This window comes from Paenibacillus sp. FSL M7-0420 (assembly GCF_038002345.1).
Lineage (GTDB): Bacteria > Bacillota > Bacilli > Paenibacillales > Paenibacillaceae > Paenibacillus_AQ.
Window position 1 is genome coordinate 6,051,413 of sequence record NZ_JBBOCJ010000001.1, and the last position, 18,615, is coordinate 6,070,027.

Sequence of the window (18,615 nt, forward strand, 5' to 3'; positions counted from 1 at the left end):
GGTACTAATTATAACCTGCTCCTGACTATTTTGCAAAATGTATACCCGGAATCGCCCGTCTGCAATCACATCTTAACATTGTAAAGATCACAAACACATGCTACAATCTTTACATTGTTAAGATGACAGGCAAGTATGAAAGGAAGCATGCATACCTTGAAAGATAAACCCTACCACCGCGGCAATTTACGCAACCAGCTGATCGAAGCTGGTATCAAGCTGATTAACTTGGACGGCATGAATAGCTTTTCCCTGCGCAAAGTAGCCGCCGAATGTGCAGTCAGCCATACCGCCCCCTACAGCCATTTCAAAAATATAGATGAACTGGTAGCCGCCATGGGGGAACATGTCACGAGCCAGTTTATGGACACCCTGCATGCCTCCGTTCAAGGACAGGCGGAGAACCCTGATACGATTATCCTGCTGGGGCAGGCCTATATTGATTTTTTCATAGAGCATCCACAGTATTTCCAGTTTCTGTTCTACCATTCAGGCATCGTTATTGATCTGGACAACTACGATTCTGACAGCTATCCGCCATTTGCCCTATTCCGGACAACGGTCTATGAAGTGTTCCGCGGCAGCGGGCTGCCGGAGTCGGAATTCACCAGGCACTTAGTTGCACTCTGGTCCATGGTGCATGGAATTACGGCTTTGCTTACCAATAACGGAGTGCGTTATTCGGGCAACTGGCGCGATCTGCTGGAGCTTAAATCTATCTTTTAGGGAGATGAAGTCTTGAGAACGATCATACACGATCTGCAGGAGCAAGAATTCGCGGGCTGGCTGGGGGATACGGCGCAAGAGGAAGTAACGGTCATCTCGGATAGCGGTGCGATCCGTTCGTGCATGGGCTGCTTCGGCTGCTGGACCCGGACTCCCGGGACATGCGTCATTAAGAGAGATGGCTACGACAATCTGGGGGAGCTGTTCTCCCGCAGCGATGAGCTCATGATCATCAGTCAATGTATGTACGGCAGCTATAGCCCCTTTGTGCTGAATGTGCTGAACCGGAGTCTCTCCTACATGCTGCCCTATTTTGTCACCACACACGGGGAGACACATCACCGGCCCCGCTATCAACACCAGTTCACATTATCCGTACATTTCTATGGCAGTGACCTTACGGAGGCTGAGCAGCATACGGCCCGAATGCTGGTCGCGGCAAACGGCCTGAATCTGTATTCGTCAGAGAACAACGTCTATTTCCACACCAGCCCGCAGCACATTAAGGAGGCCCTCCAATGAACATCGCGCTGATTAACGGCAGCCCCAAGCCAAACGGCAGCAACTCGGGCATACTGCTGTCCATGCTGGAGCGGCTGATTGCGGACGGGAACGAACTGCACACCTATACGCCGAATAAAAGACCGCTCGCCCCCGGGCAATACAGCGAGCTATGCGGCATGGATGTGCTCGTTCTGGCCTTCCCGCTGTATTATGACGGAATTCCGTCACACTTGTTCCAGCTGCTGGTTACCCTGGAAGGATATCTGAAGACCGAGCGCGAACGGGAGATTTACGTCTATGCGCTGATTAACAACGGCTTCTATGAGGGACAGCAGAACCACATTGCGGTGGAAATCCTTAAGAATTGGTGCGCGCGCGCCGGTGTTCACTTCGGGCAAGCCATAGGCCAAGGCGCCGGGGAAATGCTGGGCTCCATGGATAAGGTTCCTCTGGGCCGGGGGCCGCTGAAGAATCTGGGCCGTGCCATGCATAGCCTGGCCGAGAGCATCCAGTCCAGAAGCGCCGGGGATTCCCTGCTCTTCAGTCCGAACTTCCCTCGCTTTGCCTGGAAATTCTATTCCACCCGTTCCTTCTGGCACCGCACAGCCAGGGAGAACGGGCTGAAGCCGAAGGATCTGCGGCGGAGGATGTAGCGAAAAGTGTAACCCATTGCATACTGGTGGGTTGCCGTACCCGATTACGATACGAGCGGAGGACTTAATATAGGACTTAGTTGCACTCCGTACACTTAAATCACCTGATATTGCACCAATGATGCGTTTAGTTGTATTTCGTACACCTAAACTCCAACAATACCAGGCTTCTTCCCATTCGGGCAGATTTAGTTGTACAAACTACATTTAGAAGCGGCGAACCCTCCTTTTCACTGTTTTTAAATGTATGGAATACAGCTATCCTTATCCGCGCTTGGAAGAAACGTAGTGCGATCTACGCCTTGAAAATCCAGGTTAATTAGAACAAACTTCTATGTAACCTTAAAAGCCCGGTCCCCAACAGGGACCAGGCTCTTTCACTTACAACCTCTATTCGCATGCCCAAGGAATGCCTCCCCCTGATCTCACCAGGTCTCACCGGCCCCCCAGGCTTTTATAGTTCCGCCAGCGACACTGTAACCTGTTCCACCAGCTTCTCCGGCTTGGCCGTGTTCCTGGAGCGGCAGTTCAGGAACTCCACTTCTTCCCCGTTCTCAATATAAAAGGCCGGGCCGTCGTGGTTCTCAATAGTGACCTGCTGGAACTGCACCTCGCGGACATTGCCAAGAAAGAAGCCCCGGCGCTGCATGTCCTGAAGCCCTGCCATCATGTCGGGCTGACCGGGCACGGCATGCTCCGCCATCGAGATATCAATGTTGGTGAAGGTGATTTCCGAGACGGCTTGCTCCGCCAGCCCGTACAGGAATCCGGCAGCGGCATGGACGTTGCGGGCGGTAATGTTGGCGTAATGAATCCGCCGGAACTGCGGCGTCTCTTCCGTCACCGGATACGGATTCTTGTCCCAGACGTATTTCTCCTTGCCCCGGGGCCCACAGAAATAGTAGAGATTCAGCGTGAAGGGACAGATCACATCCTCCATCACTATATTGCTGATCCGGATATCCTCAATAATCCCGCCCCGTCCCCGCCGGGACTTCATGCGGATGCCGCGGTCCGTCTGCTTAAATACACAATTGCTGATCGTCACATTGCGGATATCGCCGCTCATCTCACTGCCCAGCACCACCGCGCCGTGCCCGTGGACCATCACGCAGTTCGTAATCGTGATATTCTCGCAGGGAATCCGTTCCCGGGTATCCTCGGTGCCTGCCTTAATGGCAATACAGTCATCGCCGACATCGATATGGCAGTTGCTGATACGCACATCGCGGCAGGATTCGGGATTGATTCCATCGGTATTCGGCGAATCTGCCGGATTCAGGATCGACAGATTATCGATCATCACATTGCTGCAGTTGATCGGATTCACCGTCCAGCTTGGGGAATTCACCAGCGTTAGATCGCGGAGCGTCACCCGGTTGCAATCGTCGAAACCAATCAGTCTCGGACGGGGATACTCCAGCTCTTCCGGGCGGCTGCGGTGCTTCTCCCACCAGGGTTCTCCATTCCCGTCAATGGTTCCGCTCCCGGTAATCGAGACATTAGTCAGGCCCGCTCCGTAGATGCAGGCGGCATGAACCTCCCGCTTCACCCCTTCCCACCGTGATTCCACGGCAGGATAATCCGCCGGATCGGTACTGAAGGACAATACCGCACCAGGACTGAGATGCAGCTCAATATTGCTGTATAGACGGATTGCGCCGGTCAGGAAGGTGCCAGCCGGAATATATACCCTCCCGCCACCGGCACCGCGTGCTGCTGCAACCGCGTCCGCAATCGCTTGCGTTGCCGGTACTCCGCTGTCCCGCTGCGCTCCGTAGTCCACTATGTTATACACTGTCCGCCTCCTCTTCTAATCCGCTGCCGGTCCAGACAGCTTTATGCTCTATTACTCCTATGCCTGAACTAGCAGCTCCTAACTCCACTCCGCTTATGCCGGATACAAATCCTGCATCTCCACACAGGCCATCACCAGCGCGCCCACGCCATGCAGATCATTGCTGACCTTCGGGCGGGTAACATAGTTGCGGTAATCTCCCGCAGAGGTCCCGATGCAGATATCCGGCAGCAGCAGCCGGCCCTGCTCATCCCACTGGAGCACCTGAATTAAGCCTTCGTAGCCTTTACGCGCGGCTTCCGCCGCTTCATCCGCTACTTCAGCCGGAAGGATACCAAGCTTCACGGCTCTGGCAATCGTGTAGACGAACAGACAGGAGCCGGAGGTCTCCAGCCAATTGTCAGGCTCATGTCCCTTATCTACCACCTGATACCACAGGCCGCTTCCCGGATCCTGATAACGGATCAACGCCTGTACGAATCCGCTTAGCTCGGCTGCAAGCTCGGCCCGTCCAGGATCAGTCTCCGGCAGTTCATCCATGAACTGTGAGACGGCAAGCCCGTACCAGCCAAGCGAGCGGCTCCAGAATTCCGGCGAGCAGCCGGTGGCGGGATTCGACCATGGCATGCGGCGGCTCTCATCCCAGGCATGGTAGAGCAGGCCGGTTGCCTCGTCCTTCATGTATTTGCGCATCAGGCGCTCCTGGTGCAGCACCTCGGCCCGCAAGGCATCGTCTCTATAAATATTCGCGTACTTCAGCGAGAACACCCCGGCCATGTACAGTCCGTCCAGCCACATCTGGTTCGGATATTTGTCCTTATGCCAGTACCCTCCTTCGGAGGTCCGGTTCAGCGTCAGCAGCAGATGGCGAAGCTTGGCCGCCGCCTCCCGGTATTTCCGCTTGCCGGTCCGTTCATACAGCGTGAAGAGCAGCAGCCCCGCCTGGACGGCATCCAGCTCATCCCGGGCAAAGTCGAAATTCCCCTGCTCATCCACGAGATCATCCACATACTGCTTAATATAATCGATATAGCGGTCCTCCCGGAGCTTCTTCCACAGCAGCTCCATCCCGCACAGGAATACGCCCTGATGATAATGCCAGCGGTGCGCAGGCGGGAGTTCCCACGCCTGATACGTATCCATTAATGAATCACAGGCTTTTTGCGCCCATTCAATTGGTGTTTGCTGCAGACTGCCAATCATGATAATACCCCTTTCATCGTTTAGAAGGTCCCACCGTCCCTCGGCGGCCGTCAACATCTGTCAGTCATCAGCCCTTCATCGAGCCCAGCATCGCACCCTTGGCAAAATGCTTCTGCAGGAACGGGTACACCATCAGAATCGGCAGCGTAGCGACCACGATAACCGCCATCTTGATCGTCTGATCCGGCGGCGGAACCGTGCCGTCCAGTGTCGCACTGTGATCCATTCCGCTGGCCAGCACGACAATCTGTCGCAGCAGGACCTGAATCGGCCATTTGGCGCTGTTATCCAGATAGAGAATGGCACTCATATACGTGTTCCAATATGTCACGGCGTAGAATAGAGAGATCGTGGCAATCGCCGGCAGCGACAGGGGCAGCACGATTTTGAACAGAATCCCGAAGTCATTACAGCCGTCGATCTTGGCCGATTCCTCCAGCCCCTCAGGAATGTTCTGAAAAAAGTTCTTAAGTATAATCATATTGAACGCGCTGATCGCAGACGGAAGAATCAGCGCCGCATACGAGTCGATCAGCCCCAGCTCCTTCACCACCAGGAACGTAGGAATCATTCCCCCGTGGAACAGCATCGTGAACACCACCAGGAAGTTGAACACCCGGCGGCCGTCCAGATCCCTGCGGGAGAGACCGTAAGCCATCAGCGCCGTAATGAACATACTGAACAGTGTGCCTATCAGCGTGACTCCAATCGATACCCCTAAGGCTCTGAAGATCGTATTCGTGGAGAAAATAAATTTGTACGCCTCTAAGCTCCACACCTTCGGAATCAGCACAAACTTGTTGGCAGCCAGCTCAGCACTGGTTGTGAAGGAGCCTGCTACCACGTGGATGAACGGCAGCACCGTTACCAGTGCGATCAGGGCAAGCAGTATAAAGTTGACGGCAGAGAATAGTCTGCCGCTGAATGTGCGGTCTTCTACCATTTGAATTCCTCCTGCGGCATTTTAATATACGCCTTCTTCTCCTATTTTCTTGGACACCTTATTGACGGTCATGACCATGATCAGGCCCACAATCGACTTGAAGAAGCCGATGGCTGTACTGTAGCTGAACTGCCCTTGCCGCAGACCGGCGGTGTAGACATACGTATCGATAATTTCCGCAACCTCGCGGTTCATGGAGTTGAGCAGCAGGTAGACATGCTCGAAGCCCAGGTCGAGAACGGAACCGATTTTCAGAATAAACAGGGTGATGATCACTCCCCGGATGGCCGGAAGCGTAATATGCCAGACCTGTCTGAGCCGTCCGGCTCCGTCCATACGCGAAGCTTCATAGAGCCCCGGATCAATAGCCGCAATGGAAGCCAGATAGATGATCGTCCCCCAGCCTGCTTCCCGCCAGATGACCTGAAGGATATACATCGGCCGGAACCAGCCCGGACTCAGCAGGAAATTGATCTTGGCGAATCCGAAGTAAGCCAGCAGCTCGTTGATAATCCCCCCGTCCATCGTCACCATAACGAAGGAGATCGAGACGACGATCACCCACGACATGAAGTGCGGCAGATAGACCAGGGTCTGGAAGAATCTTTTGAAGAAGGTGCCTCTGAGTTCATTAAGCATCAGGGCCAGAATAATCGGAATCGGAAAATAAATCAGAATATTCATCCCGAACAGAATCAGCGTATTGGCTAATATGTTCAAGAAATCAGGCTCGGTGAACAGCCGGCTGAAATGCTTCATGCCCACCCATTCGCTCCCGGTAATCCCTTGGTAAGGCTTGTAATCCTGGAAGGAAATAATCAGTCCGTACATGGGCAAATATTTGAAGATAATGAAATACAGCACGCCGGGGATCAGCATCACATAGAGTAATTTGTTGCGCCACAGCCGCTTTTTCAGCTCACTGCTGCTCTTGTATTTCTTCGGCTGCGGTTCGGGAACTACGCGGGGCGGGGCGGTTACTTCCTGCATGATTCTCTTCCTTTCTCTGTAAATTATTCTATAGTGGAAAAAAAGGCCGCCGGAGCGCTAACCCGGGGCAGCCCTCTTCCTGTGTTCAGTCCGCTGTTATCGCGGCTGCGCTCTGTTTATTTTTTGTACGCGGCATTGTATTCTTCGATGATCTTCGCCCCGCCCCGGCTCTTCCAGTTCTCGACTTCCTTCTCGAAGCCGGCTTTATCCAGCTGACCGTACATGTACTTGTATGTCGCATCCGCAATAATCTGCTGAAGCTCAACGCCCTTGGACGTATAGGTAGCCGAGTCGAGCGCAGCCGTAGGATCTGCGACCCCGTATTTCACATTCTCCAGCACCAGCTCCTCCGCATGAATCCGGCCCGGCAGCACGTTCAGACTCTGATACATGCCGTTCGTTTCGTATTCGCCGATAACGCTGTCCTTGAAGCCTTTGACTTCGCGTTCAATGAGCTCTTTATTGTCGGTCGCTTTGGCTTTGCCGTCCACCACGGTATAGTGTGTGCCTTCAATGCCCCAGTACATCAGATTCGATACTTCAGGAGTCATCATGTAATCGAAGAACTTCAGGATCTTCTTCAGCTCCGCTTCATCCTTCACCGCCGATTTTGGGAACAGCACTACATTGTTATAGCCGGGAATCATCCACTGGGCGAACTTGCCGTCAGCTCCAGCCACCATACTATGCGTATCCAGCACGGCATCCGGCACGTTCTTGATCAGGTCCTTATTCAAGGAATCGATATCCTGCATCGAGCCGCCGATATACAGCCCGGCTTTGCCGCTGGTGAACATATTGACCGCATCCGTCTTGCTGGTTGCTGCGAAGTCCTGGTTCATGTAACCGCCTTCACGCAGCTTTTTGAAGAAATCCATGGTATCGATATATTGCGGAAAAGTGAACTCTGGCGCAAGCTGACCGTCCTTCTCGGCCCAGTTATTCGGGGTGCCGAACCAGGAGGAGACGGTTTTGAACGCACCATACACCAGCTCGTTGCGGTCAACAACACCGATGGTATCCTTTTTCCCGTTGCCGTCCGGGTCCTGCTCGGTAAAAGCCTTAGCCATCGCGAACAATTCCTCCGTGTTGGCCGGCGCTTTCAGTCCCAGCTTATCCGCCCAGTCCTTGCGGTAGATGATGCCCTGGCGGGCCAGCGGACGGCCGATATACAGGGTATACAGCTTGCCGTCTACCTTGGTGTTATTCAGGATCTCCGGCTTCAGCTTATTCAGGTTAGGGAATTCGCTGAGCAGCGGCCCGATCTCCCAGAACTGCCCGTCCTTGATCGCTTCCTTCATCTGCAGGAAGGTCGTCTGATTCTTCAGATACGTCACCTGCGGCAGGGAGCCGGTGGCGAACGAGGAGTTCAGCTTCTCCTCATACGTATCGGCTGGGAAGAACTGGTAGGTCAGCTTCGTATTCGTCAATTTCTCCACTTCATTCTTGATCGTATCCGGTGGAGTATCTGTCGTGTTCAGCGGGAGCATGATTTTGATCTCAGTCGGCTTCTCCGGCTCAGCAGTGGCCGAGTCCGTGGTTGCGGTTGTGTTGGTCCCGGTGCTGGCGCCCGGGTCTTTCGTAGCTGCCGCCTCTTTGTTGTTGTTACCGCCGCAAGCGGACAACATGCTGAGGGTCAGCAGCGAGCTTAGAAGCAGGGTGAAGGATTTTTTCGTCATTCCTCTTTGACCTCCGTTTAACTTGTATTGGTTACAAGCCTCACAATACGCTCCGGGGTGGATTACGAAAACAATCATTTGCTCATAAAAGCGGGCTGGGCGCGGGGGTGTGGGTTAATGATTATCGTGTGATGGGGGGGATAGGCATTGAAAGCTAGAGCGTGGGAGTGGTGTTGGCATGACGGAAATGGCGGCGGGCGGAACTGTGTTGCGGGCGGGTGCGGCAGCGGGTAGGTGCGGCGGCGGGTAGGTGTGGCAGCGGGTAGGTACGGCGGCGGGTAGGTGCGGCGGCGGGCGGGACTGCGTGAGCTTTGGACTTCCGGCCGCTGTTGTCTCCAGATGTTGTTGATTATATGCTTCCAGCAGATAACATCCGGAGACAAAGGCGGACGCTATCGCTCCTCCAGTTCCAAACCTCCCTCCGTCCCTTTCTGCCGCCCCAGGTTGGGGGCTTTCAAGGCCTATCCTTGAAAGGGGGCAAAGGGAATAGCCCCGCCACTTCGCGCGGCGGGGCCTTAGTAGATAAGGAGGCTGATTAGTCCGCTATTACTCAAAAATCCTGCACAAATTGCAACATTCCGCTCATAAAACTAACCATAATCAAAAAATGTTGCAGAAAAAGCAGCATTCCTTCTCTTCTAAGCAGCCCAAAGAGAAAATTCCTGCATTTCGTGCAACATTCCTTTGTAGTGTCCTGATATAGGCGATCCAGAGATGCATTATGTGCAGGCGTGTTGATTACCCATATTATGGGATGACAAAAACACCTAAATGTTCTTTACGCCTGAGCAGATTAAACTGAACCTGCCACTCCAGCGGAAGATTAAATATACGCCAATGCTGTATAAATTCCCAAAGAGTCAGTTCGGCAAAGACCGGTACCTTCGGATGAATTTCATCAAAAATGTACTTCAAAAGCACATACACAGCAAGGGCCACAAACAATTGGTTATATACTGCATTTTCGGTGGTTCCAAATAAACAAGGGACATTCAGATGCTGCTTCATCCAGCGGAAAAAGACTTCAATCTTCCAGCGTGCTTTGTAGATTTCAGCAATCACCTGAGCAGACTCTTTTCTCAAATCGGTCACGACTCGCACCACTTCACCCCGGTCGTTTTCAAATTCAACGACGCGGTGGCGCTGGGTAGATTGATGTTTCCCTTGACCAATATAACAAGTGATATCGCGTACAATTTGGGTGTCTCCCTCTGCCGGTCGCTGAAGCTTTCGCGGCTTTACCAAATGGAGATTGTCTTTTAGACGAATCACAAAAGACTGACCTTGCTGCACATATTGATCCAATCGACCGATTTTTCCATACGCTCGATCCTGAACTAAAATGTAGTCCTTATGGGCCAAGACTTCTCCAAATGGAGCGTCATTGCGCCGGGCAATCGATTCGACCACCTTCAAGGGGGAATGCTGGCCATGCGAATGAGCGACATGCAGCTTCAGGCCCCCTCTGAATTTTTTATACGGAGCCCAAGACATGCGGGAGTTCGCCGCCGTAACCGTCGTCGAGTCAATCAGCAGCAGATCTTTAGGCAGATTCAGGTGACGCCGGGTTTGCCGGTTACATTTCTGGACAAGCAGTTGAAACAAACGTTTGAAGATATCGTAAGGAACTTCACCGGCTTTGCCCGAAAGAGTGGAGTAATGAACCTTAGGCAAATCGAAGTTCGAGCCCACGCGGGCACTTTGACGAAAGCCATCCCATTGGTGGTAGCAGGCTTGGATAAAGTAATCGAACAACACACCAACGGTCATTTTGGTTCCGGTATCCTCGTAGTCCTCGGTTTGCCCGGTCACCATTTCAACTTCTTCTGGAGTTAATACTTGTTTGAATACGGCTAAGAATGGGGTATTATTATTCATGAGGTCGCCTCATTTCGGTTTGGTTTGGTCGTACTTACCATTACCCGAAATGGCGGCCTTTTTTGTCCCTTTTATTGGGAAATCAACACGCTTACAGAAAAAGCAGCATTCTTCCTCTCCTAAGCAGCCCGCGCGGCGGGGCCTTAGTAGATAAGGAGGCTGATTAGTCCGCTATTACTCAAAAATCCTGCACAAATTGCAACAATCCACTCATAAAACTAACCATAATCAAAAAATGTTGCAGAAAAGGCAGCATTCTTCCTCTCCTAAGCCACCCAAAGAGAAAATTCCTGCATTTCGTGCAACATTTTAAGGGAATAGCTTATATACATCGTTTTACAGATCATAGCTTGGTACGTATTCAAACCGAATAGACAACTTTCCTTCCGCATCATATCCCCAATACGCGAAGACATAACAATTAGAATATTTATCTGTATTCTGTTCTAATTTTACTGCCAATACGGCTTCAACGTCGTGAGCATCCACTAGCAAACGCTTAAGTCTTCGATATACCAACCATGTTCATTATTGGCGCAATCATTCCCTTCTCCTGAATCAATCACAAATTCTTTTCCAATCTCACGTGCCTTTGAAATCACGCAATCCATATATTCATCACTTGGCTCCAAAATCTTACCTCCTATGATGTAAATGATGCCTTTGGACTTGACCTCTCATTAACCCACTCCTTCCCTTTACCTTTATACTTATCTTGTTCTGCACTTTTATCGGCGTTAGCTTCATTTTTGGATGAAAGGATAGATCAAACATAAACGATCTCATTGACTTTTTGTTGCCACACAAATATATTTATTATGGACACAAAAAGTGGGGTGAGGCGATGTCGTCCAAAAAGATGGGGCGTCCACTATCTGACAATCCCAAAAGCGAATTGATTCGGGTACGTGTCGATCAAGAAATTTTGAGCAAGCTTGATGCCTGCACTGAGAAGCTCCAAACGACCCGTTCCGATGTTATCCGCAAGGGAATTGAAAAGGTGTTTGACGAGCTCCAAAAATAAAGAAGGAAGCAGCGTAAGTCCCACGAAGAACACCGCTACTTCCTATCCCGCAACCGCTTGGATAAGCAGACTGCATAAATATCCTACCATGTGCAAGAATCTCATTCAAGCGATGCGATGATAATAATGGGAGGACAAGCATGAAAACAATTTTGGAAGCCCTGTACCACGGGAAGCTTCAACCCAATATGACTATTGTGCCGTCACATCCAGAATATCGTTCCGCATGCAAACAGGTAGCAGCAGAGACACAGCAATGGCGCGAACGGTTGGGTGAGAAAGTGTTTAGAGAGCTGGAGGAATATTTGGATTTGTACGATAGCGTGAACAGCATGTATGTGGAAACTGCCTTTCATCATGGGTTCAAGTTGGGGGCAAACCTACTGATTGAAACGATGAGTCCTCGGCAGTAAGCCTTAGAGGATTTATCGTCTGTATCGCAGAAAAGTCAATGAAAGTTATTACTCACGGTTAAATCTCTAGAATAAAGGGCTGGATAAAAAACAGTCCTAATCATCAAAGCCATAACTAGATAATGTTTACCTTTGGGCATGCATTAATGTCTAAGAGTCGCTGGAAAGCGACTCTTAGACAAGGGAAATTTTCCTTTTGTAATAGGTTTTAACATTTCGCATATTGACGGGTGACTCTCTGATGGATGGTATCTAAATTAGAGAATTTTTATCTAATCTCAAGATTCTTCATGATTAGATACTATAACCAAAGAGAAAGCTTAAATAGATCCAGGAACGGAAACTGTGCTTGAATTACCCGGTGCAAGGGTCAGCCAACCCTGATTTATTGTACGAATTCTTCCTGTCATCTTTGTTCGATAATATCCATCAGAAACATCAGTGAATTGGGCTTGATTTTCTTCAAAATTAGAGTATCCACCTTCGTTTAAGAAGAGCCTCGTCTCTCCGTTTGCCCATATAAATGCAGAACTCTTTTGGAGCACCATATTAAGATCCACTTTTGACACTTGTGTATCTGGTTCGAAGGTTACCTTCCATCCAGAATAAACAGTACGATAAGTGGCGCTAATTGAAATATCAAGCCGCCCGTAGGAAACTGCACCCGCTTTTAAACTGTAACTTGGCTCATTGATTTTATCAGTGGTTTTGTTTTGGATAAATTCAGATTCCTTATAAAAGTAAAGTGTTCTGGTTTCGCCGCCTTCAACAAATGTACCAGATGTTATAGTGATTCTACCCTCTTCATCCACATTTTGATGAAGAGCTTCGATAGAGTCCTTAGAAGTTGTTAAGGGCGCAAATTCACTTCCTGGAATTATCGTTCCGTTAGTATCAGCAAAGACTGAAGACGAAATAGACAAAGTCAATATTAGTGAAAATAACACAGAAAACATCTTCTTCAAATCTACCACTCCTTGATTGAAATTTCAGATACCGGCCAGTAATCTTATTAAAGTATAGATTCTAATATATGGAATTACAAGGTATTTACGATTTTTTATTACAATATTATATATTTTGTGCTAAATTATTCTTATAATTTCGAGAGGAGGATCTTAAAATTATGGACAATAAATTTCGCTTTTCGAATAAAAAATTATACTATTCCATATCAAATAATCTAGTATTAGTGATGGAAGCTTCCAAAAATAAAAAATACTTGCTTTCCGATGTTTGGGATTATACTACCCTTTATTCATTAGATGTCGGTGCCTCTTTTGAGGATTTCAATCATAAAAATGCTAATGAAGTTGGAGGTTACTTTTTTAAGGAATCAGATATAGAAGATATTTTTCGTTTAATTAAAAGTGAATCCCCTTGGTAAAAGAAGAGTACAAGGAACAAACTACTTAAATAGCCCTAAATTGATTTGAGAGCATATTTTGGTTTGAATAAGCATAGGACCATCAAGGATGCATTTAGTGTTGAAGAATTCTTCGATAAAAGAATTGAAGATTACTATGATACGCTGATGGAGGCCACACAAGGTAATTTAAAACCATTCATTGTTTTTTATCTGGAGTGCGTTAACGCATCACTTACGAAGGTTCTTAGACAACTGCAGCGTTACGATAAAATCAAACATACTCGTGAATTGCTGGGCAAAGGACATGCCAAAACGATGTTTGAATGGATTAGCAGGATGGAGGATGGTGAGGTTTTCCATAGACAATTATTTGATAATACACTGGATGCCTCCTCCTCAAGTATTGCGAAGAATATTTCAAGACTTAAAGAATTGGGCGTAATTAAATCAGGCAGGGGCCGCGGAGAATATATCGTCTGTATCACGGATTAGTCCCATAGCTAAGCCCCACCGCTGAAGCGGCTGGGCCTTCTTTTGCATCAACAGCTCTATTCTGGGAATAGCACTTTGGATACGATATACTAAGCGGCTGGTGTCATCAAAGCGACGGCTCCAATATCCAGAGAAATCGCCACGCAGGACCTCCGGCTTCCCTATCCCCTCGTAGCGTTTCGTTCAATATCTTTTATTGAGTCACAGTCTTTCCTTGCTCCATCTGTTGAATGGATTGCTTTAACCATTTGACGTTGGACGGGTTATAGAAAGGATCAGTCTGAGTTGTGATTTCAAAAGGAATTCCACCTTTACGTAGTGACTGTCTAACAAAGATATTGATCGCCGTTGTCATGTTTAATCCCAAGTCAGAAAAAAGCAATTCCGCTTCTTTTTTCAAGTCTTCATCAATGCGAATATTGATATTGGTTTGAGCCATTCTCAACACCTCTTTCGTTACTGAAAAATCCCACCACAAGAAGCTGTAGCAGGACTTTAAAGTTTAGCTTATGGGATGATACTGTCCTAAGCGTTGGAGGAATTAATCAGCCTTCCCCGTGATTGAATAATGAAATTCCAGGAGAGCTAGGTACGTTTGGCCCTACAACAATTGGTACTAAAACAATGCTAAGAACCGTAAGAAGTATAACGACCCTTTTCTTCATGAGAATCTCCTCCCAAAAGTAAAGTTTGATACTGCCGCTTGATCTCTTGACTAGCATTACTTCTAAATCTTTCAAATAGAATTACACTTTCCAGTATATACTTTTCATTGTTTATCTGTTGGAAATTTTTAATTGCTGTTAATAATAAGTCAAACCCTTTAGGATAATCGCCTTTATATAAATAATAATATGCGAGTTCATAAATCAAACTAGCTTGGCGATCCATGGCAAGGTTTCTAGAATATCTCCCTTCAATAATTTCATTTAATAATTCACTTAATTCCTGCTTATAACACTCCAGTGTATGATCAATAACAAACTGATTTTTATTTGCGGCTCTTAAAATATGTAATAATCCCATGACTAATTCATTTCTGTGTTTATTAATGTAGTCAACGTAAGATTCCAAGACAATAGTATCGCCACTTAGTAACTTTGTTATATAGATATTGGCGGTTGACCATTCAAGGAAAAGAGCTTTCCAATGTTCTACTGCTTCTCCTTGCTCACTTACCCAACTTAAATCGGAGTATGCATACTTGTAACCCAGTGCCCCCTCATAATCCCCAAGCTCATCACAAACATTCCCTCTCAGCAAATCACTGTATGCAATGTAAAAGAACAGCGGTCTGCCGGGGAGCTTCACGGGTTCTGATGCTCTGTGTTCGTGCTGGACCTTCAGGTCATACTGTATTCTAGCCTTGTGCCCCATCTTGGCTGCATATTCATCGACCTTATCCCAGAGCTGTAAGGACCGGTATGTATTGGCGAGTTCCTTCAGTGCATCCAACTGATCAACTTCATCCAACCGTTCGACATAAGGCTCAAACCGGTTGGCTGCCCACAGGTTCCGGTTCTGGTCATCACTGAGCGAAATGGTGAACAGCCTGAACTGGCATAGCGCCAGCCGTTCCGAATGCTGATAGCGTTCAGCCTCGGCAACAATCTCATAGATTGCGGCAGCGGCTTCCTTTTTCCCGGCCATGAAGAGTTCTTCTGCACTATCAAACAACAGGGGCGCATACATGAGGTTGTCCATAGTATGGCGTGCCAGGCGTTGGATGCTGTCCAACTTGTTCAGGTCAGCACAGCGGAGCAGCAGCGGTCCAATCCTTCTCCAGTCTGAGGAACCACGGATAATATAGTCATCAATATACAAGTCATAGAAGTATCCTTCCTCCTGTCCCATGGCCTCGGTAATCCGATCCAACTGCTGCATCGCAACAGGCCGGTGCCCGCGAAGGATATTGCTGAGTGTCCCGGAATGAAGCTGAGAACGCTTGGCGAATTCAGTAATAGTCAATTCCTCCTGCCGCAAATACTCCTCCAGTTCCGATAATATCGTAGTCGTTGCCTGCAAGTCCTAACCACCCTTCCTCTTCATTTTGTGATTTATAGAATAAAATTCCTTTTATGTTATACAAAATATACCAGTGGTCGATTCGATTTTCAAGTACTATTTATGTATTTTTCCTAAACTTTAAATTTTTGGCATTAGGGTTGCCATTATTGATACAATGGCCATCCCCCACACTTTCATGAATAGAGTAATGCATAGTTTCGGACGCAAAAAAAAGACCTTGAGGATTCACTCAAGGCCTAAGAAAATGCTCACATCGAATAACCCAATATAATATCCCCGTTATCTTCAAACTCCCCCGTCTCGGTGAATCCCACATCCTTATAGAGCTTATTGGCCGTTAGATTATGCGGAATATGCGATACCCTAATCTGTTTGCAGTCCTCGCGGCTACTCAGCATCTTAATGACTTCTTTAATAGCCGATTTCCCATAACCTTGTCCCTGATATCTCCCGTCAATCATAAATCGCAGAATCCAATAGTAGCCGTCTGTATATCTTTCATTATCAAAAAGGATAAATCCGACCATCCTTCCTTCAGCAAAAATACCGTAGGGTATCGATGTGGGCTCATTTACCGCATGCACAAGGGAATCTGCATTACTTGCCACCAAGTCCAACTGCTCCGTGCTCACGCTCAATTGAGTACATTCGTGTTCCAGCTCGGGGGTAATCTTATGTAATTCAACAATAGTCAAAGTGTTCACAACCTTCATTATGAATTGATCTTCAGTCAAGCTGAATGGTATAGATGATCTCCCCATCCTGGTTCAAGCGCTGCTCGCTGGTGAATCCTAATCCTTCATACAGCTTCTGTGCTACTGAATTCTCTTGTTCCACCGTTAAGGATATTAGGCTGCACTTCGGATGAACTTCTTTAATGAACTTAATGATTTCTATCATTGCTTGTTTCCCGTAGCCTTTTCGTTGGTGCCTGTGGTCAATCTGAAACCCGCCAATCCAGTAATTATCTGAGCTTCCGGGAGTAAATGAAAGATAGAAGAATCCGATAATTTCGCCATCAATGGACAGAATATACGGATCTAACGCTTCATCCCACGGCTTGATATAGGCATATGCTAGCGACTCCATCACTGAAGGAACGAAGTGCCTATGCTCTTTACAGACAGATATCTCTAGAGCTTCTTCCCAATTCTGGGCGTTGACAGGTTGGATAACGATTGGTTTCATGTTTTCTCCTTATAATCCAGAAAGTTAGAATAACCCTTATCTTACCACAATTTAGAAGTTGTAAGCGAACATGGAGCGGGTTATCTCTGAGTTGGCCGTAATTCCGTCTCTGCCCCTGTATCCCTCACTCCTCCAACCCCCGCACCCTCCCCCCCGCCTCCCCATACTCCTGAATAATCAGGCTGCCGCCGCTGGTCTTCCATTTCTCAACCTCTCCGGCGAAGCCGGCGGCGTCGATATTACCGAGAATATAATTGTAGGTGGCATCCACGATGATGGCAGACAGCTCGGCGTTCTTCTCGTCATAGGTCGGAGAGGTGAGTGACACGGTGGGGTCATCGACGAGAAACTGCTCGTTATCCCGGCTGAGCTGGTCGGCCAGGGCGGTGAGCTGCTCCTTTTGTGCAACCTCCTTGATATGGGTATTGCCTACATCAGCGATCATCAGGGAATTGAGCGGATTGACCTCATACACCCGCAGCTGGGACGTTTCTTCCGGAAGAATCACTTTGCCGTATACATCCAGCTTATAGTGGCGGCCCTCGAAGCCGTAAGCCATCAGGTTGGCTACATCCTCATCCATCGTGCGGTCGAAGAATCCAAGCACCTGCTTCAGCTCCTGCTCGGTAGCAATGGCTTTACGTGAAAAGAGGTACAAGCCGTTGTACTTGGGTATGGACCATACCTTATATCCGTCCGGCCCTTTAATCCGGTTAATCAGCGTCAGCTCTGCCTTGGGGTTGATCGCCTTGGCCTCAATAGAGAGCCGCTGCACATCCGTCATGCTCCCGATGAAGATCCCGGCCGTTCCCCGGATGAATTTGTCCCGCTGCACTTCCTTGCTGGTCAGGGCGAAATCCTGGTTAATGATCCCCTCCTTGTATAATTTGCGCATGAAGTTCATCGTGTCCATATATTCAGGGGTGGCGAATTCCGGGATGAACTGTCCATCTTCGATTTTCCAGTTATTCGGCGTGCCGAAATAGGAGCTTAACGTCTTGAATACCCCGTACACCAGATCGTTGCGGTCCACCAGTCCAAGGGTGTCTGCCTTGCCGTTGCCGTCCGGGTCATTGATGGTGAATTGCTTCATCACCTCATACAGCTCCTCCAGCGTTCCGGGGGGACTGAGGTGCAGCTTATCCAGCCAGTCCTTGCGGATAATAATGCCCTGCCGGGAAGCCGGTCTTTCGGTATACAGGCCATAGATTCCCCCGTCCACCGAGGTCTGCTTAAGAATCGCCGCATTCAACTGACTGAGATTCGGAAATTCTGCCAGATAGGGACCAATCTCCCAAAAAGCGCCCGAGCGGATCATATTCTTGACCGGATTATAATCGGTGAATTTCACGAACGTTACTTTGCCGAGGGAGCCGGTGGTCAGTGCGGTATTCATTTTGTCCGTGTAGACGCCCTCCGGCACCCAGGTAATATCAAGCTGAGTCCCGGTCAGTCTCTCAATCTCGGCGATCAGCTCCGCTGAAGGCGTCTGCGGAAAATGCAGCGGTGCCAGAATCGAGATCGGTGCCGGTACACCCGCTGAATCGGAACGCCCAGACTTATCCCCGCTGCAAGCGCTTAACATAATGAACGATAAGAATAGGATGAAGCACCCTGCAAGAGCTTTCTTCCTGCCCGTTAACCGGTTGAACATTCCATAACCCCCTGAAGCGTAATATTTATCTGCCTTAGAAGCCTATCTATTGAATAATGTAGCTTATGTATGA

Annotated in this window: 21 protein-coding genes; 7 read left to right on the forward strand and 14 right to left on the reverse strand. The window is 48.7% G+C overall.

Annotated features, from left to right (window positions below; genetic code table 11):
* The first annotated feature begins 156 nt into the window (after window positions 1-156).
* Genes MKX51_RS25805 through MKX51_RS25815 form a run of 3 tightly spaced genes read left to right on the forward strand, consistent with a single transcriptional unit; the run spans window position 157 to window position 1,883 of the window.
* On the forward strand, window positions 157-726 hold the full coding sequence (locus tag MKX51_RS25805) for a TetR/AcrR family transcriptional regulator (protein WP_340994381.1): 570 nt from the start codon (window positions 157-159) through the stop codon (window positions 724-726).
* Window positions 727-738: 12 nt separating this feature from the next.
* The gene (locus tag MKX51_RS25810; protein ID WP_340994382.1) at window positions 739-1,248 is read left to right on the forward strand and encodes a flavodoxin family protein; all 510 of its coding nucleotides are present in this window, start codon (window positions 739-741) and stop codon (window positions 1,246-1,248) included.
* Window positions 1,245-1,883: a hypothetical protein gene (locus tag MKX51_RS25815; RefSeq protein WP_340994383.1), complete on the forward strand. Its 639-nt coding sequence runs from the start codon at window positions 1,245-1,247 to the stop codon at window positions 1,881-1,883. The genes MKX51_RS25810 and MKX51_RS25815 overlap by 4 nt, the downstream gene beginning before the upstream one ends.
* 454 nt (window positions 1,884-2,337) lie before the next feature.
* On the opposite strand, the gene MKX51_RS25820 is transcribed toward MKX51_RS25815, so the two are convergent.
* The 7 genes from MKX51_RS25820 to MKX51_RS25850 all read right to left on the reverse strand — a co-directional run bounded on the left by MKX51_RS25820 (window position 2,338) and on the right by MKX51_RS25850 (window position 11,006).
* A complete protein-coding gene (locus tag MKX51_RS25820) occupies window positions 2,338-3,681 on the reverse strand; it encodes a glycoside hydrolase family 28 protein (protein WP_340994384.1) in 1,344 nt (447 codons plus the stop codon).
* A gap of 93 nt (window positions 3,682-3,774) precedes the next feature.
* Window positions 3,775-4,884: a glycoside hydrolase family 88/105 protein gene (locus MKX51_RS25825; RefSeq protein ID WP_340994385.1), complete on the reverse strand. Its 1,110-nt coding sequence runs from the start codon at window positions 4,882-4,884 to the stop codon at window positions 3,775-3,777.
* A gap of 67 nt (window positions 4,885-4,951) precedes the next feature.
* Entirely contained in the window at window positions 4,952-5,827 is an 876-nt protein-coding gene (locus MKX51_RS25830; protein ID WP_340938196.1) for a carbohydrate ABC transporter permease, read from the reverse strand.
* A gap of 21 nt (window positions 5,828-5,848) precedes the next feature.
* Window positions 5,849-6,817, reverse strand: coding sequence for an ABC transporter permease (locus tag MKX51_RS25835; protein WP_036732542.1), 969 nt, complete (start codon window positions 6,815-6,817; stop codon window positions 5,849-5,851).
* A gap of 116 nt (window positions 6,818-6,933) precedes the next feature.
* Window positions 6,934-8,496, reverse strand: a complete 1,563-nt coding sequence (locus MKX51_RS25840; RefSeq protein WP_340994386.1) for an extracellular solute-binding protein — start codon at window positions 8,494-8,496, stop codon at window positions 6,934-6,936.
* Between the two features lie 747 nt (window positions 8,497-9,243).
* Window positions 9,244-10,374, reverse strand: coding sequence for an IS4 family transposase (locus MKX51_RS25845; protein ID WP_340994387.1), 1,131 nt, complete (start codon window positions 10,372-10,374; stop codon window positions 9,244-9,246).
* A gap of 488 nt (window positions 10,375-10,862) precedes the next feature.
* Entirely contained in the window at window positions 10,863-11,006 is a 144-nt protein-coding gene (locus MKX51_RS25850; RefSeq protein WP_340994388.1) for a hypothetical protein, read from the reverse strand.
* Between the two features lie 212 nt (window positions 11,007-11,218).
* Between MKX51_RS25850 and MKX51_RS25855 the strand changes: the two genes are divergently transcribed.
* Window positions 11,219-11,398, forward strand: a complete 180-nt coding sequence (locus MKX51_RS25855; protein WP_036701885.1) for a CopG family transcriptional regulator — start codon at window positions 11,219-11,221, stop codon at window positions 11,396-11,398.
* A 140-nt stretch (window positions 11,399-11,538) separates the two neighbouring features.
* Window positions 11,539-11,811 carry a DUF6809 family protein gene (locus MKX51_RS25860; protein ID WP_340994389.1) on the forward strand — a complete coding sequence of 91 codons (273 nt, stop codon included), beginning with the start codon at window positions 11,539-11,541 and terminating at the stop codon, window positions 11,809-11,811.
* 320 nt (window positions 11,812-12,131) lie between these two features.
* Here MKX51_RS25860 and MKX51_RS25865 read toward each other — a convergent pair whose 3' ends face one another.
* The gene (locus MKX51_RS25865; protein WP_340994391.1) at window positions 12,132-12,776 is read right to left on the reverse strand and encodes a hypothetical protein; all 645 of its coding nucleotides are present in this window, start codon (window positions 12,774-12,776) and stop codon (window positions 12,132-12,134) included.
* A gap of 161 nt (window positions 12,777-12,937) precedes the next feature.
* On the opposite strand from MKX51_RS25865, the gene MKX51_RS25870 reads away from it, so the two are divergent.
* The gene (locus MKX51_RS25870) at window positions 12,938-13,198 is read left to right on the forward strand and encodes a hypothetical protein (protein ID WP_340994392.1); all 261 of its coding nucleotides are present in this window, start codon (window positions 12,938-12,940) and stop codon (window positions 13,196-13,198) included.
* Between the two features lie 63 nt (window positions 13,199-13,261).
* Window positions 13,262-13,672: a hypothetical protein gene (locus MKX51_RS25875; RefSeq protein WP_340994393.1), complete on the forward strand. Its 411-nt coding sequence runs from the start codon at window positions 13,262-13,264 to the stop codon at window positions 13,670-13,672.
* Here MKX51_RS25875 and MKX51_RS25880 read toward each other — a convergent pair.
* The 6 genes from MKX51_RS25880 to MKX51_RS25905 form a co-directional block, all read right to left on the reverse strand.
* Complete coding sequence (locus tag MKX51_RS25880; protein ID WP_340995707.1) at window positions 13,628-13,837, reverse strand: type II toxin-antitoxin system YoeB family toxin; 210 nt, start codon at window positions 13,835-13,837, stop codon at window positions 13,628-13,630. The genes MKX51_RS25875 and MKX51_RS25880 overlap by 45 nt on opposite strands.
* A 28-nt stretch (window positions 13,838-13,865) precedes the next feature.
* Window positions 13,866-14,111, reverse strand: coding sequence for a type II toxin-antitoxin system RelB/DinJ family antitoxin (locus tag MKX51_RS25885; RefSeq protein ID WP_340994394.1), 246 nt, complete (start codon window positions 14,109-14,111; stop codon window positions 13,866-13,868).
* Between the two features lie 188 nt (window positions 14,112-14,299).
* Entirely contained in the window at window positions 14,300-15,697 is a 1,398-nt protein-coding gene (locus MKX51_RS25890) for a helix-turn-helix domain-containing protein (RefSeq protein ID WP_340994395.1), read from the reverse strand.
* Between the two features lie 251 nt (window positions 15,698-15,948).
* Window positions 15,949-16,395: a GNAT family N-acetyltransferase gene (locus tag MKX51_RS25895; protein ID WP_340994396.1), complete on the reverse strand. Its 447-nt coding sequence runs from the start codon at window positions 16,393-16,395 to the stop codon at window positions 15,949-15,951.
* Window positions 16,396-16,426: 31 nt separating this feature from the next.
* The gene (locus MKX51_RS25900) at window positions 16,427-16,888 is read right to left on the reverse strand and encodes a GNAT family N-acetyltransferase (protein WP_340994397.1); all 462 of its coding nucleotides are present in this window, start codon (window positions 16,886-16,888) and stop codon (window positions 16,427-16,429) included.
* 124 nt (window positions 16,889-17,012) lie between these two features.
* Window positions 17,013-18,542, reverse strand: a complete 1,530-nt coding sequence (locus MKX51_RS25905; RefSeq protein ID WP_340994398.1) for an extracellular solute-binding protein — start codon at window positions 18,540-18,542, stop codon at window positions 17,013-17,015.
* Window positions 18,543-18,615 lie beyond the last annotated feature (73 nt).

Bases quoted from the DNA above. Each gene is read 5' to 3' on its own strand.
- MKX51_RS25835 (WP_036732542.1), bottom strand. From the start codon at position 6,817: ATGCAGGAAGTAACCGCCCCGCCCCGCGTAGTTCCCGAACCGCAGCCG.
- MKX51_RS25870 (WP_340994392.1), top strand. From the start codon at position 12,938: ATGGACAATAAATTTCGCTTTTCGAATAAAAAATTATACTATTCCATA.
- MKX51_RS25825 (WP_340994385.1), bottom strand. From the start codon at position 4,884: ATGATTGGCAGTCTGCAGCAAACACCAATTGAATGGGCGCAAAAAGCC.
- MKX51_RS25845 (WP_340994387.1), bottom strand. From the start codon at position 10,374: ATGAATAATAATACCCCATTCTTAGCCGTATTCAAACAAGTATTAACT.
- MKX51_RS25885 (WP_340994394.1), bottom strand. From the start codon at position 14,111: ATGGCTCAAACCAATATCAATATTCGCATTGATGAAGACTTGAAAAAA.
- MKX51_RS25855 (WP_036701885.1), top strand. From the start codon at position 11,219: ATGTCGTCCAAAAAGATGGGGCGTCCACTATCTGACAATCCCAAAAGC.
- MKX51_RS25840 (WP_340994386.1), bottom strand. From the start codon at position 8,496: ATGACGAAAAAATCCTTCACCCTGCTTCTAAGCTCGCTGCTGACCCTC.
- MKX51_RS25815 (WP_340994383.1), top strand. From the start codon at position 1,245: ATGAACATCGCGCTGATTAACGGCAGCCCCAAGCCAAACGGCAGCAAC.
- MKX51_RS25860 (WP_340994389.1), top strand. From the start codon at position 11,539: ATGAAAACAATTTTGGAAGCCCTGTACCACGGGAAGCTTCAACCCAAT.
- MKX51_RS25900 (WP_340994397.1), bottom strand. From the start codon at position 16,888: ATGAAACCAATCGTTATCCAACCTGTCAACGCCCAGAATTGGGAAGAA.
- MKX51_RS25830 (WP_340938196.1), bottom strand. From the start codon at position 5,827: ATGGTAGAAGACCGCACATTCAGCGGCAGACTATTCTCTGCCGTCAAC.
- MKX51_RS25905 (WP_340994398.1), bottom strand. From the start codon at position 18,542: ATGTTCAACCGGTTAACGGGCAGGAAGAAAGCTCTTGCAGGGTGCTTC.